General features: G+C 62.2%; 13 protein-coding genes. 3 read left to right on the plus strand and 10 right to left on the minus strand.

Translation table 11 applies throughout. The features are described 5' to 3' along the window. The first annotated feature begins 65 nt into the window (after positions 1 to 65). Together AC2D10_RS05395 and AC2D10_RS05400 are read left to right on the plus strand one after the other, a co-directional pair. The gene (locus AC2D10_RS05395) at positions 66 to 302 is read left to right on the plus strand and encodes a hypothetical protein (RefSeq protein WP_484710955.1); all 237 of its coding nucleotides are present in this window, start codon (positions 66 to 68) and stop codon (positions 300 to 302) included. Next, positions 299 to 628, plus strand: a complete 330-nt coding sequence (locus AC2D10_RS05400; protein WP_484710956.1) for a helix-turn-helix domain-containing protein — start codon at positions 299 to 301, stop codon at positions 626 to 628. Before AC2D10_RS05395 ends, AC2D10_RS05400 begins: the two co-directional genes overlap by 4 nt. 214 nt (positions 629 to 842) lie before the next feature. On the opposite strand, the gene AC2D10_RS05405 is transcribed toward AC2D10_RS05400, so the two are convergent. Continuing rightward, the gene (locus tag AC2D10_RS05405) at positions 843 to 1700 is read right to left on the minus strand and encodes a hypothetical protein (protein WP_484710958.1); all 858 of its coding nucleotides are present in this window, start codon (positions 1698 to 1700) and stop codon (positions 843 to 845) included. 3 nt (positions 1701 to 1703) lie between these two features. Then, positions 1704 to 2606: an AbiTii domain-containing protein gene (locus tag AC2D10_RS05410; protein ID WP_484710959.1), complete on the minus strand. Its 903-nt coding sequence runs from the start codon at positions 2604 to 2606 to the stop codon at positions 1704 to 1706. Positions 2607 to 2796: 190 nt separating this feature from the next. Between AC2D10_RS05410 and AC2D10_RS05415 the strand changes: the two genes are divergently transcribed. Beyond that, positions 2797 to 3375: a recombinase family protein gene (locus AC2D10_RS05415; RefSeq protein ID WP_484710961.1), complete on the plus strand. Its 579-nt coding sequence runs from the start codon at positions 2797 to 2799 to the stop codon at positions 3373 to 3375. A 159-nt stretch (positions 3376 to 3534) separates the two neighbouring features. Here the strand turns inward: AC2D10_RS05415 and AC2D10_RS05420 are convergent, their stop codons facing one another. The 8 genes from AC2D10_RS05420 to AC2D10_RS05455 all read right to left on the minus strand — a co-directional run bounded on the left by AC2D10_RS05420 (position 3535) and on the right by AC2D10_RS05455 (position 12716). Then, positions 3535 to 4524, minus strand: coding sequence for a toll/interleukin-1 receptor domain-containing protein (locus tag AC2D10_RS05420; protein ID WP_484710962.1), 990 nt, complete (start codon positions 4522 to 4524; stop codon positions 3535 to 3537). 7 nt (positions 4525 to 4531) lie between these two features. Beyond that, the gene (locus AC2D10_RS05425; protein WP_484710963.1) at positions 4532 to 6604 is read right to left on the minus strand and encodes an ATP-binding protein; all 2073 of its coding nucleotides are present in this window, start codon (positions 6602 to 6604) and stop codon (positions 4532 to 4534) included. Between the two features lie 207 nt (positions 6605 to 6811). After that, positions 6812 to 7708, minus strand: coding sequence for a hypothetical protein (locus AC2D10_RS05430; RefSeq protein WP_484710964.1), 897 nt, complete (start codon positions 7706 to 7708; stop codon positions 6812 to 6814). Between the two features lie 289 nt (positions 7709 to 7997). Next, positions 7998 to 8639 carry a hypothetical protein gene (locus AC2D10_RS05435; RefSeq protein WP_484710965.1) on the minus strand — a complete coding sequence of 214 codons (642 nt, stop codon included), beginning with the start codon at positions 8637 to 8639 and terminating at the stop codon, positions 7998 to 8000. After that, entirely contained in the window at positions 8640 to 9173 is a 534-nt protein-coding gene (locus tag AC2D10_RS05440) for a hypothetical protein (protein WP_484710966.1), read from the minus strand. 260 nt (positions 9174 to 9433) lie between these two features. Then, the gene (locus tag AC2D10_RS05445; RefSeq protein ID WP_484710968.1) at positions 9434 to 10807 is read right to left on the minus strand and encodes a hypothetical protein; all 1374 of its coding nucleotides are present in this window, start codon (positions 10805 to 10807) and stop codon (positions 9434 to 9436) included. Positions 10808 to 10835: 28 nt separating this feature from the next. Continuing rightward, entirely contained in the window at positions 10836 to 11927 is a 1092-nt protein-coding gene (gene ychF, locus AC2D10_RS05450) for a redox-regulated ATPase YchF (RefSeq protein WP_484710970.1), read from the minus strand. A gap of 48 nt (positions 11928 to 11975) precedes the next feature. Then, entirely contained in the window at positions 11976 to 12716 is a 741-nt protein-coding gene (locus tag AC2D10_RS05455; protein ID WP_484710973.1) for a class I SAM-dependent methyltransferase, read from the minus strand. Positions 12717 to 12761 lie beyond the last annotated feature (45 nt).

Here is a 12761-nt window from a genome sequence, read left to right on the forward strand (position 1 = left end):
CTACACGGGGTCTCCGCCGACCTCGTCTCGGACATCGTGACGTGGCGGTTCCCAGGGAGCCGACGATGAGCGCCTTCGCGGAGCCCTCGGTCAACGGCATCCGTATCGTCGGCGTTGGAGAGCTGATGACGCATGGCGTGCCTCTCGATGCCAACGTGTTGGTGCTGGAGGATCACACCTTGGTGTTGACGAGGCAGGGCACCGTCCATCGACTGATCGAGAACGACGGTCGTGTCGTAGAGGCTCCGATGACGAGCATGCAGCGCTCACACGCAATCGCCCTCTTCGGGATCGACGAATGACTACCGCACGCGGCCCCGGCAAGCCTCGGACGCTGACTCCAGAGCGGGAGAGCATGGTGGCGACCCTTCGTCAGGCGGGCTACGGGGTCGCCGCAATCGCTGCCGTCTTCGGTGTCTCTCCTCGCACCCTGCACGCGATCCTCAGACGCGAGGGAGTCGAGACGTCTCGTGGTCGCCGCCGTCTCACCGTCGGACAGGAAACGGAGTTGATCGAGATGTGGCGAGCCGGTTGGACTCATCACGCCATCGCAGAGCATTTCTCGATCTCGCGCAGCACGGTCCATGAGGAGATCCGGGCGGCGATCCGTGCGGCGGCGACGACGTGAGCATCACGCCCCTGAGCTGTCCATCAACGGTACCGGCCGACTCGGAGCGGGCCGCAGCACGGTGTCTACAATCCAAGCTCGGTTTGCCACGACCACGGAATACAGCGACCGGACGCGACCTTCAACTCCCGCGTGCTTGCCCGCGCGATGTTGACTCGTTCGCAGCCGCTGTTGCACGCAAGACATCGAACAGCGCTGGGCAGATGGGCCAGCCTCATACCTGAATCCGGCGGAGCATGTTGCTCAGGAGAATGATGGCGTCAGCGGCCAATCCGGCTTCCAGCCTCGTCACGGTCTCACGTCGATGTTTGACTGCCTGGGCGAGTTCAACCGAAGCGCGCGCAAGTTTGCGGAGTTCCGCATTTGTCCTACCGGGTAAGGCCACCTCGATGTAGCGATCTAAGCGGGTCTTCGTATTGGCGACGGGCGGCTCTGGCTCGTCGGCGTTCCCGTGAAGCGCATGATCGTAGACCGTGGCGCTGAGAGCCTCCAGGACGGCGACGACGTCGTTGCCGACGTTCGAGTAGTCCTGTCTGGTGGACGCTGCCTCGAAGTGTCTGCGCAGTTCGGACAGCTCCTCGTCTACCCGTGGCCAGCCAGTCACCTTGTGCGGCGAGATCGCAGTGGCGAGGTTTGATTCGATGGACCCCGCCTCGCGTTCGTCCAGCAGTTTGTGTAGCGGCTCGAAGTCGGCGTCCAGGAGATCGCGGCGGGCCTGCCAGCTTCCGCTTGCGCCCTGAGTTTTCCAGTATTTGGTGAACGAGTTGAAGTCGCGGTAGGGAGGATCGAAGGTGCCGACGCCCAGTCGGCGAAGCACGCTCTTCAGGGCGCGAAAAACTAGCACAGACCCGTCCTGGGAAAGGTCTTGGTTCCCGTGAGTTCCGCAGCCTTCGAACTCCTCGTGAGCGAACCGAGCGAGCGCCACGGCAACCTCGATGTCTGAATGGCCCGGGATTGGTCCAGCGAGGATGGATTCCAGCAACTCCTCGTTCAGGGAGGTGAGCGTGGTGGTGGATTCGACTCCCCAGGCGTCGTGGACCTCTTCTTCAACCCAAAAATCCCAGCTTCGCATGGCTCAACCGAGGTAGGAGGAGATCAGTTCGGAGAGCTGCGTCGCCGCCACATCTGCGGTCATTCCGGTGCCGATGGCGAAGGCCCCGTCTCCCACCTTCGTCAAGAAGGTTTTGACTCTGCTCGGGCGGCTCGCCTCGTCGGAGAGGACTGTTCGAGCTAGTTCATCCCGCCCTTCTGTATCGAGGCCAGCTTCCTCAGCCGCTCGAAGCAGCCCAGCAAGGTCTCCCTTGACGATCTTGGACCGCTGGCGGATGTTCTCTCCGTGGGCAAGCTGCGCTCCGTCGCCGTAGATGTTGTTCGTGACATGCCAGACCGCTTGCGCGACGGGAGCATCAGAGATGGTTGGGCCGTTGACGGAGCCCGCGTCGGGATTCGCGGTTTGTAGCACGAGGGCAAAGTCGAGGGCGGTGTTCCTGACCCCGTCGATCACGCCTAGCAGCACCCCTCTCGTCAGGATCTGATGCGCGTTCACCAGACTCGCATCTTCGTAGGTCGTAACTAGCCCTCGCTTTGCGGCCTGCATATAGGCGACCACGAGGTGACCGGGCCACGGGATCATCGCATCATTGTCGCCGCCTGAAAGTTGCTCTAGTTCGGCAAGGCTCTGCCGAAGGTCAGCCCTGAAACCGAGGTCCCGAAAGTCGTCCGGCAGGTCCCCGACACTGAGGTGTTCCTTCACCTGCCATGACAGGGTCATCCATTGTCCGAGAACTGACGTCCTGATCGACGACCGGTACTCGGGCAACACATCCTTGTGGTCGTAGCCACGAAGCTCCCGAGCGGCCCACGCTTTGATCTCATCGGCCCCGAGATGATGCGCGACGATCTGTACTCGACGGAGCAGATTAGAGGTCGTCACGGAATCGTCCGTCGCGCCGATGATGATCTCGTCAAGTTGCCCCATGCGCTCAGATTACTAGCGCCTATCGACGTCACCGCGGATGCTGGAACGGGATGCGCGACGCCGTCTCAAAGCCAAGGATTCGAGACGATTCGAACCACGGCCATGGAATGCCTCAGACCAGCTCAGAAAACTGACCGAAAACTGTCTCTGCTACTTGTCTCAGATACCCCGTGCGGTTTACAGTTGAGACATGACAATCTCGAAGAGCTTCGGATACGCCCGCGTCTCGACGACCTCGCAGACGAACGACCGTCAACTCGACCGCCTGACCGAAGCGGGCATCGACGGTGCCGACATCTTCCAGGACAAGATCAGCGGCGCACGTCAGTCTCGCCCGGGCCTGGATGACCTCCTCTCCCGAGTCCGGCCCGGCGACACAATCACTGTCGCGAGCATGGATCGGCTGGGCCGATCCGCGCTCCATGTGTTATCCACCCTGGCCGACCTAGAAGAGCGCGACATCGTCGTCAAGAGCCTGAAGCCGGGTGAAGATTTCACCGGCCCGACCGGCAAGCTCGTGCGGGCTGTGATGACGCACGTAGCCGAGTGGGAGCGCTCGATGAACGCCGAGCGCGTTGCGGAGGCTCGTGTAGCTCGTGCGGCTCGCGCGAAGGACGGCGAGCAGATCGCGGGCAGACCGATCACCGCCATGACCGCCGAGAACATCAAGAAGGTCCGTCAGCACAAAGCCAAGGGCCGCACGGTTGCCGAGATCGTAAAGCTCACCGGCATCAGCCGCGCATCGGTGTACCGAGCCCTCGCGGACTAGCGGTCCCACTAGCGCGTCACCATAGCGCCAACGATCACGGTGCAGGCTGCGTAGTGCGGGTGGATCGTCGATCACCTTCTGCGCGACGGGGCTCTCAGAAAGGAGGTCTCTGTGTCCCCGTTCGTCGCGAGCGAAACGGTCAAGACGCCGCGCCCCGGGCTATGTAGCCGGGAGTAGATCGTCAAGACCTCGTGCTCGGGATACCTCTCGTGCAAGGTCAGCGTTCGCCTCAAAGCCGGGCTGTGCCACTGCGAGCTTGAACACCAGCTCGGCATACCTCCCGGTGTCGCCGTCGCGGATTCCTCCGCTCGCGTTGTAGACCTGGTCGTTATCCCGAATTGCCGTAAGCAGCCCTGCCACTTCTGCCGCACCCAGATCGGTTGCAGCGTGCAGGCGCTCCCACACGCGATCAGTGCGATTGAAGCTCCACGAGGACTTCAGAGCGTCCACCAACGAGGCGTTCAACCGCGAGGTTAACACGGGCTTCGTGGCAAGCCAATCGAGGATTGCATCTCCCACCTGCTCAGCAGTCATCCCATCCCTAACGGTGTATGCCTGCTTCTTACCCAGGGGGCCGTAGGGGTCCTCCCCCTGAAACTTCAAGGCGTAACAGGGCACCTCGCGACCAAGCAGCCAGCCGACCTCCTGATCGCACCAACGACTGTTGATGAAATTGGGGAAGAGGAACACGACACCCGCGTCAGCGGTGCGCAGCGCCCGCTCAATCTCGGAGTGCCACTCCTGGTCGGGCTCGATGGAATCGTGTGCGACGAATAGCTTGATTCCCCAGCCGTCAAGGTGCTCTCTGACGTCACCAACAAGAGCTTTCTGAGACACAAGATGGGAAGCGAAGAGGAAGAGAGGCGCGACCTCCTCCTCTGCTTGAACCTCTATCGACACTTCGAAGAGTTGTCGAACAGCGAGCGCAAGTTCATCCACTTGTTCGCGCGGTAAATCTCGAATCAGAGCGAGCACGGCTCTGGCGCGATCTGCGTTCGTCACCTCGTAGTGGTCGTCGTCCCACGCGCCCCAGAGCACCTCCTCGATGCCCGCTTCGTGGAGCAGCAGATTCACCTCGCCAAACTCTCTCTCAGAAAGGGCATCGGCAATCGAGCGCAGGAGTCCGAGCTTTTCTACATCGATGGGCATGAGGTTCCTAGAGAGCCGTTTCGGGGTCGTCGTCTTGTGCAGTGTCGCCCTCGGAGTACAGAGGCGGTTCCGAGTTCGCGCCTTCGTCTGCGCGCTCGCCACCGCTCGCGGCCTCGGTCTTCGCCTCGGCATCCGAGACCTTCAGCACGTCGGGCAAGTACTCCGCGTGCTTGACCTTCAGATACTCCAGGCCCGCCTCCGTCGAGGGGTCGTATCCGAGAGTCTCGCGGACAAACTGAAGTCGATGCTTCGCGTCGCGGATGACCTGAGCCCAAGTGACTGCCCGCACAACGAGACGAGGCGAGTCGCTCTGGAGGGTCACGCCCGGTTCTCGGTTCGTCTGACGCGTTCGGAGTTTAGCGTTGGGGGCGATCTGATCCCCCACAATCCAGAACTGCCAGCTCGTGTCGGTCTCCGCGAATCGGCCATCAGCAGCGACGGTCTCGGCGTAGTTCTCGATCTGCTGGATCTCCTTCTGCCCGATGTGCTGGCTCGGCCTTTTGAGCTCGATCACGATGTGCTCTCGCTCCTTCTGGCGTGACTGGATCACCGCGCTCAGCATCAGGTCGATCACTCGGACATGCCCATCCGGATCAGTAATCTCCGTCGCATCAACACTCTCGACCGTGGCCACCTCGCTGCCGAGGACGTCGAGGTTGTTCCGCAGTACTGTCCGAAGCGTCTGATCGTCCCCCACTAGTGCGTACTCCTCGCGGAAGACCCAGGTCTCGTTCGCGAGGATTCGGTGGAGTTGCGAGCGCTCCTTGACCACCTTCTTCAGGTCGGGCTCATTGATGATCGCTTCAAGAGAGGAAAGAAACTCCAGGCGGTCCGAGATGGTCTTGGCGGACGAGATCACTCCAGTGAGGGACGTCTTCTCGATTAGCGCTTTCAGGTCCGCGGCATCTTGGTGGGAGAGGTTGACGACCTCTTCGAGAAGGGCGGTCACCGTGTCTGGGCTGTTCTCAACTGCCTCTTTGAGGAGTCGAAGAGAGAGCTTCCTGGAGGCGAGGTCAGTCTTCTCCACTGCGGGCGCTGCCGCGATGGCGACGATGTCAAACAGCTCTCGAGTGGCCGTGTCTACGACGCCAGCGTCACCATCAGAGAACGGGTACGACTTCTCCGCCTTCCAAGATTCGATCATCCTGCTGTAGCGCTCGTCGCGCCGCGTCTTGAAATGCTTCCGCAGTGCCTCTTGGGCCGCATCGATGATGGATGACACCGGCTCTCCAGTCGAGCCCTCCAGCAACAGGTCATGAGCCCGCTCCGAGAAACCGGCCCACTTCACGTACGCAGAGAAATGGTGTCCCGGCGCTTGGATGCCCGGCTTCATCTCATGGAGCGCCACACCCCGTTCATCGCACAGGTACAGTCCGCGGTCGTAGTTCACCGACCATTCGATGATCGACATCGGTATCGACACCTTCGATCCGTCGATCTCCACTTCGATTGCGAGCGGGGTCTGCGACTCGATCAGGTCTTCTGGGCGAATCTCGCGGTCGTGGATGAAGACCTTCGGCTGGTACTGCGTGATGTACACAGCGAGAGCCTTGGTGAGATCTTCGAGCGGGCGATCAGAGTCAAGATACTTCACTGCGGCGTCGGTCAGGGAGGCGACGGTGACGACCGTCCCAGTGTCGGTCGCGTCTGAATCTTCGCTCGCCACATCGAACTCGTGGGCAGTACCACGGGATCCCCGAATGGTGACCTTCTTGCGTCCAGCGGTCGCATCATTCACCGACTCCCACTTGACGTCTTCACCGATGCCGTACGCAGCGAACCTGCCTCCGCCAAGGCGACCGTGGAGAGCCCGCCCCTTCTCCGTGGTCTGCGTCAGCCGCTTCCACGAACCGCCGAGCGCGCCAAACTCATGTTCGGCGCGGTCCGCGCTTACACCCACACCAGTGTCGGAGATGGTCAGTGCGGCGATGCCGCCGATGCCGCCTTCTGTCTTCTCGATGTGTACCTCGTCGGCATCCGCGTCAAGCGCATTCCACACGAGTTCGAGCAGCCCTGCTCGGGGTGATGTGATGAACCGATCAAGGTGGTCCGCCGCTGCCTTTACTTCAATCCGCCCCATACGCGAATTGTGTCACAGGCCACCCTTACCGCGTCCGCACTGACAGTCTTCGTTGGCCTCTTCAGCGCAAAGACGCTCACGCGTCACGTCCGCGAGCCGCATCGCCGCTTGTAGTGGTGGTTCAGATCGATCCCGTTGTCGAGGACACCCTGCGCCGCGGCGTTCGATCCGCGCCGTGGCGACGGTCAGGTTGCGGGATTAGGCCAGTCAGTAGTCACCGGCCAGATCCGACTCGTAGAGCGCTTTGGCGCTCTGGGCATCGAAGATCGCTTCACGCACGCGAGGAGTGGTCAGGTCGAGCACGCGCAGTACACCACCTGTCTCGGCCACAGACTCGATCCGGCGGAAGTCGTTCGCAAAGCGCTCGGCGAAGTGGGCGAGGCCACGCAATTTCGGCAATGCATCCGAAAGGTGATGGCGGTGCGGGTCTACGAGGTCCACGACAGTGCTGCCGTCGTGGTTGGTGCCGAAGAAGAGGAAATCTGGGCGCAACGCCTCCCAGTCCCCCACCTCATCCTTGAAGGCCACGGCGAGGGACTCCTTCGCGGCGCGGTCGGGGTTGCGGTACCACCCCTGGAAGCCGGGTTGCGCGGCTTCAGAGTCGAGGACCTTGCGTTCCCACTCATTCAGCGTGATCGGGACCGTCCCGTCCTCCGATGCCAGCAGGTGCATCTCGCGGGTCGGCAGGGACTTCTCGGTGCCGTGCGGGTGGCGCACTTTGGTATCGGCCTGGCCGTTCCTCGGGACTGTGAGGTCGATCGGTTCGGGGGTGGTGGACATCGACTCCAGCCCGTCATACTCGGCCTGGCGTTCATCGCTCAGTCCCTTACGAGCGACGCGCGAGCGCGTGAGCCATTCACGGGACTGAGCATCGGCCTCCTGCTCCACGGCCTGAGCGATCTCCGGCACGCGCCCAAGCGCGGCAACGGCGATGTTCGCTTCGAGGAGGTCATCCTCGTCTTCATCCGGCCCGACTAGATGATCAACGTAAGAAGCACACAGCGCCGGGCTCAGCACGCGAGCGGCTGCACGGTAGTAGTCCTCGATGGCGCGCGGATCAGCGCTGACCGAGAACGCGCGGTAGGAGAATCCTCCACCGATCACCTCACGAGAGCTTCGCCCCACCGGGCAACTGAACCTCATTATCCCTGCGTGGACCACATTGCGAGGCTGGAAGGATGTGAGCCGCCTGAGCGATTGCCCGTGGCCGCCCCTTCTCGGCGAGGAAACCGGTGACCCGCAAGCATGCGGGATTCGAGCAGACGTACATCGCCTTCCGTGCCACGTTCTTCCGGACGTCATCGACGAGTTCAACACGTTGGCTGGGCGCTTTACGTTCGCCGCTCATGGCTTCACGTCCGCCCCGTGGAATCCAACATTCGTAGCGGCTTGATCAAGCATCGTTGCTACCTTCACTTCCAAGCAAAGTCTCGCTGTGGAGAGTCTCAAGCTCATCTTCGATTTCCCAGAACTCTTGGGCGAGCCAACGAAGAGCACCCGCGGTGAACGCTTTCACCTCTCGTTCCGGTGCGTCAGTGCGCCAGCTTCGCTTCATTGATACGAAGTCGTAGGTCTTGCCGGAAGTCGGATGCTTCACGAAACTTCCGTCAACGAAGAACCCATGCACCACGAAATGGCGTAGCTTCAGCGCAGTGTCCAGACGCTCGATCAACTCCTTCGAGACAACTGTCTTGAGTGCCCTCAAGAGGCTTGAACTCGTGTCGTCGTAGCCTGTTGCCCGGACCTCCCAGCTGCCAGCCAAGGCTTGTAGCAAGGTTCCGGCAGCGTCCTCCGCCCAAGCCGCAGCAATGACCACCTCGCCAATGAGTTGCGGCAGCTCCGGGGAAACGGTCTTACGATCCAACTTTCCCCGCGCCGGATCGGGTCTTGTCGTTTGCTCAGCCACCGCCGCCTCGAGCCGGTTCAACAGAGACTTAGCTTGTGCGATCTGCTGCGAACTGGAGAGGTCTGAGAAGTTCTCCGGGATCAAGTAGGAAAGTATCTCTTCAGAGAGCTCACCGTTCTGCTCAGCCATCTACTTCGATCCGCCAGGTGCGTTTCCGATACGGATCTCCACCGCGTCGCCGTCCAGCGCCTCGTATGCACGCCTCATCTCCTGCGCCACATCAACACCCAACTTCTCGACTTGTCGCAACGTCGGTTGTCGCCCGTTGGTGTGTGCACTATATCCAGACACGACTTCGACGTCGTTCGCCGTGACCTCCCGGGCGAGCACGAGGTCGAAAGTGCACGCCTCAAAAACCAAGAACACGGCTGCGTCGAAGTCAAAACTTCGGAACGAGCTGAACTTCGCTGATCGTCCGACCGCCCTGCCTCCCATCGCCTTTACTTGAAGTCGGCGGCCCGCTGGATCGACGACATCATGGGACTTCGCGGAGTTTGGTTCGAGGTATCCGCCCCGAGCCTTCAAAACGACTTGTTCGGCGATGTCACCCAGCGGTTTGTTGTTAGTACGCACCAGGCCACGATGGCGAAGCTCAGCTACAACCGCGGCATCCAGCTGGAGCAAGTCCTTCACCTTCAGATCCGACAGGCCATGTCTGCTCATCGAGGACTACTTCGACCCGCCAGATGTGTTTCCGATACGGAACTCCACCACGCGCCGTCCTTCCCGCCCTCACAGGTACGCCTCACGGCGATGCCACCCATCCAAGTTCAGTTGCATAGGACTTGAGCTTGGTCAGGATGTACTGCGCGATGGCGGAACGGTTCGCTGACACCAAGTACTCCCCCGACCGCCAGTGGAACTCGACGCATGTGACGTGCTCGTCCGTACCGAGGCTAACGTCGGGAATGAGCGGAATCCCATCAGCCTTTTTTCTCGACGACGACATCCCCCAACGACGACTGAGCTTGCGTCAAGAAGTCTCCGAAGGCACGATTCAGCTTCTTGTCTTGGCCCGAGCCAAACCCAACATCTGCGGCTAGCTGACGAAAGGCTACGGCGGCATCGGCAGCAGGGTTGCCCCGAATCTCAGAAGTCGCAGATGATGTCCCATGGAGCAGTCGCCCAAGGTCTGACCGTTCGAAGTAGGTCGAGATCTCACTAGGTGGCTTCGGAGCGATACCGAGGTCTTTGAATACCTCCTTCGCCTCATCCGTCCCGAACCGGTTCACCACGGGGACAGACAGGGATGGGCCCACGAAGGTTACGCGTGCATCTAGACGAACGATGGATTGCACGAGCAAGCCCATGCGAGCCGCCCACCACTTGCCGATCACGCTTCCGGGTGTGGCGGCAACCAGCTTGTCCGCATCCACCAGTCCGTACCGGTAACCGCTTGACAACTCGCTGAGAACTCCAGCTTTACCGCTGGCGCTTGCGAACACTACTACGAGCCGAACCGGCTTACGAGTGGACTCCAGGAGCTTGTCAAGCAAGTCAACGAAGTCGTTGCTGATCTCGTCGAGGAAGTCACCCACCGTCGGGAAGGCATCTTTGTCGTATGCGTCTGGATCGACACCTAGTGCCTCAAGATGATCAACCGAGTTGACTAGCTTCAGAGTAGCTAAGGCCAAGCCAGCCCAAGTTTCCCGGGCGGGGCCAGCTACTTCCGCCGGGATAGTGACTGGTGATTTTCCCGCCCGCTGCACGTACGCCGCCGACATCGCTTCGGCGTTCACGCGGGAGGTTTCGGGCCAGACGACTAGCGTGCGCGCTCCAAGGCCCGCCTCGCCCTGGCCAGCCTCACGCACGAACGACTTGATCTGTGAGAGTTCCTTATCGGTGGGAGGATCGCTTTCACGGTCATCGACGTTAACGACCAGGACCCTCTTGTCGTTCGCGGCTAGATGATGCTCTTGCACCACCGACGCGACGGCCTGTCGAAGACGGGCGGCGGAGACCTCTCCACCCGCGAGTCTCGCCGTGGGGCAGTACTCGCCAGGAATCCAGCCCGACAAGTTGCTCACCAGTGTTGTCTTGCCGGTTCCAGACTCCGCGTAGACCGGTAGAAACAAACCGCGACCGCGACTGCCAATGTGCAAAGCCGCCCGGCGGAAGATCGCCAGGGTCTCATCGCTGGGCTCGACGAGGAGCCGAGCAACGTCACTTCCTACAACTGCTACAAGCGACTCGTACCTCGACGGCAGCTTGAGTTGCTTCAGCAGGTGCGTCGGCGATTCGCTTTGCGCTCCCCGCTTGACTGCCGTATCCGGCTCACCGTTCGTCCTCATTGACATGGTCCCCCTTGTACGCGGCGTCGCCGTGTTACTTCGATCCGCCAGATGTGTTTCCGATACGAAACTCCACCACGTCGCCATCCTGCATGACGTAGTCCTTGCCCTCGAGACGCGCCTTGCCCTTCGCGCGGGCCTCGACGACCGAGCCGGTCTCGACGAGGTCATCGAACGAGACGATCTCCGCCTTGATGAAGCCCTTCTCGAAGTCCGTGTGTATGACCCCGGCGGCCTGCGGCGCCTTCGACCCCTGAGGGATCGTCCACGCACGCGCTTCCTTCGGTCCCGCGGTCAGGTACGTCTGCAGTCCGAGCGTGGCGAAGCCGATGCGCGCCAGCTGGTCGAGACCCGACTCGTCCTGCCCCGTGGAGGCCAGCAGCTCCGCCGCATCCTCCGGGTCGAGGTCGATGAGCTCGGACTCGATCTTCGCGTCGAGGAAGATGGCCTTCGCGGGTGCGACGAGAGCGGCGAGCTCCGCCTTGCGTGCGTCATCGGTCAGCACAGCCTCGTCGACGTTGAAGACGAAGATGACCGGCTTGGCGGTGAGCAGCCCGAGCTCGCGGATCGGTGTCAGGTCGATACCTGCGACCGAGAGCAGCACGCCGCGCTCGAGCGCATCCTTCGCCTCTTTCGCGGTCTCGAGGACGACGGGCTCGATCTTCTTGCCGCGTACTTCCTTCTCGTAGCGCGTGATCGCCTTGTCGACGGTCTCGAGATCAGCGAGCATGAGCTCGGCGTTGATCGTCTCCATGTCGGATGCCGGGTTCACCGCACCGTCCACGTGCACGACGTCGTCATCGGCGAATCCGCGGACGACCTGGGCGATAGCGTCGGCCTCGCGGATGTTGGCGAGGAACTTGTTGCCGAGCCCCTCCCCCTCGCTCGCGCCACGCACGATGCCGGCGATGTCGACGAACGACACCGCAGCGGGCAGGATGCGCTCGCTGCCGAAGATCTCGGCGAGCGTGTCGAGCCGAGGATCGGGCAGGTTCACCACGCCGACGTTCGGCTCGATCGTCGCGAACGGATAGTTCGCCGCGAGCACGTCGTTCTTTGTGAGTGCGTTGAAGAGGGTGGACTTGCCGACGTTGGGCAGGCCGACGATGCCGATAGTGAGAGCCACGGGGCACGAGTCTACCGGTCGCCGCCACCGCCGACGCGGAGAGGGCTCTCAGTCGCGTACGGTGCGGAAGGCCCGCGTCACGTACGGCAGGTCGATCGCTGCATCTCCCTCGAGCCCGAGCTCATCGAACAGGGCGTCCATCTCGCGACGGATCCGTGCTCTCTCGTCCCCGGATGCCGTGATCACGAAGCTCCGCGACGCCGCCATGCTGTGCAACTGCGCACGGGTGATCGGGCGCACCCATTCCCACAGCTCCTGCTCGAGCACTCCGAACGGCGCGAACACCTGCGGATCCCCTGCCGCCAGCATCTCCTCCGCCGCGCTGCCGTGCATGATCTCGGTCAGCCGGCGCACCCACTCCTGTCGCTCGTCTCGGATATTCCAGATCAGTCCGAGCACTCCCCCGGACCGCACGACGCGACCGATCTCGGCCGAGGCCGCCGACGGATCGACCCAGTGCCATGCCTGACCGAGCACGACGGCGTCGACGCTCGCATCGGGCAGCGGCATCCGCTCTGCCGTGCCGACGAATGTCGGGACACCGGGTACTGCGTCGCGCAGGGCGGCGAGCATCTCGCGATCCGGGTCGATCGCCACGACCTCCGCGCCGGGCGCGGCCTGTAGCGCACGAGTGAGTTTGCCCGTGCCGGCTCCAACGTCGGCGATCCGGCGGGAGCCCGCGGGCATCGACTCCAGCATCCAGGCGACCGCCGCGAACGGATATTCCGGTCGGCCCTGCTCGTAGCTTCCAGCCTGTGCACCGAAGGACGTCGCCCGCTCATCTGCCATGTCGCCAGCCTACGGCGAGTCCTCCGCGCCGCGCAGAGGCGTCGG

The organism is Microbacterium sp. PI-SA-G, from assembly GCF_057215335.1.

Excerpts from the sequence above, each read along its gene's own strand:
- AC2D10_RS05395 (WP_484710955.1), top strand. The coding sequence starts at position 66 with ATGAGCGCCTTCGCGGAGCCCTCGGTCAACGGCATCCGTATCGTCGGC.
- AC2D10_RS05400 (WP_484710956.1), top strand. The coding sequence starts at position 299 with ATGACTACCGCACGCGGCCCCGGCAAGCCTCGGACGCTGACTCCAGAG.
- AC2D10_RS05405 (WP_484710958.1), bottom strand. The coding sequence starts at position 1,700 with ATGCGAAGCTGGGATTTTTGGGTTGAAGAAGAGGTCCACGACGCCTGG.
- AC2D10_RS05410 (WP_484710959.1), bottom strand. The coding sequence starts at position 2,606 with ATGGGGCAACTTGACGAGATCATCATCGGCGCGACGGACGATTCCGTG.
- AC2D10_RS05415 (WP_484710961.1), top strand. The coding sequence starts at position 2,797 with ATGACAATCTCGAAGAGCTTCGGATACGCCCGCGTCTCGACGACCTCG.
- AC2D10_RS05420 (WP_484710962.1), bottom strand. The coding sequence starts at position 4,524 with ATGCCCATCGATGTAGAAAAGCTCGGACTCCTGCGCTCGATTGCCGAT.
- AC2D10_RS05425 (WP_484710963.1), bottom strand. The coding sequence starts at position 6,604 with ATGGGGCGGATTGAAGTAAAGGCAGCGGCGGACCACCTTGATCGGTTC.
- AC2D10_RS05435 (WP_484710965.1), bottom strand. The coding sequence starts at position 8,639 with ATGGCTGAGCAGAACGGTGAGCTCTCTGAAGAGATACTTTCCTACTTG.
- AC2D10_RS05440 (WP_484710966.1), bottom strand. The coding sequence starts at position 9,173 with ATGAGCAGACATGGCCTGTCGGATCTGAAGGTGAAGGACTTGCTCCAG.
- AC2D10_RS05445 (WP_484710968.1), bottom strand. The coding sequence starts at position 10,807 with ATGTCAATGAGGACGAACGGTGAGCCGGATACGGCAGTCAAGCGGGGA.
- AC2D10_RS05455 (WP_484710973.1), bottom strand. The coding sequence starts at position 12,716 with ATGGCAGATGAGCGGGCGACGTCCTTCGGTGCACAGGCTGGAAGCTAC.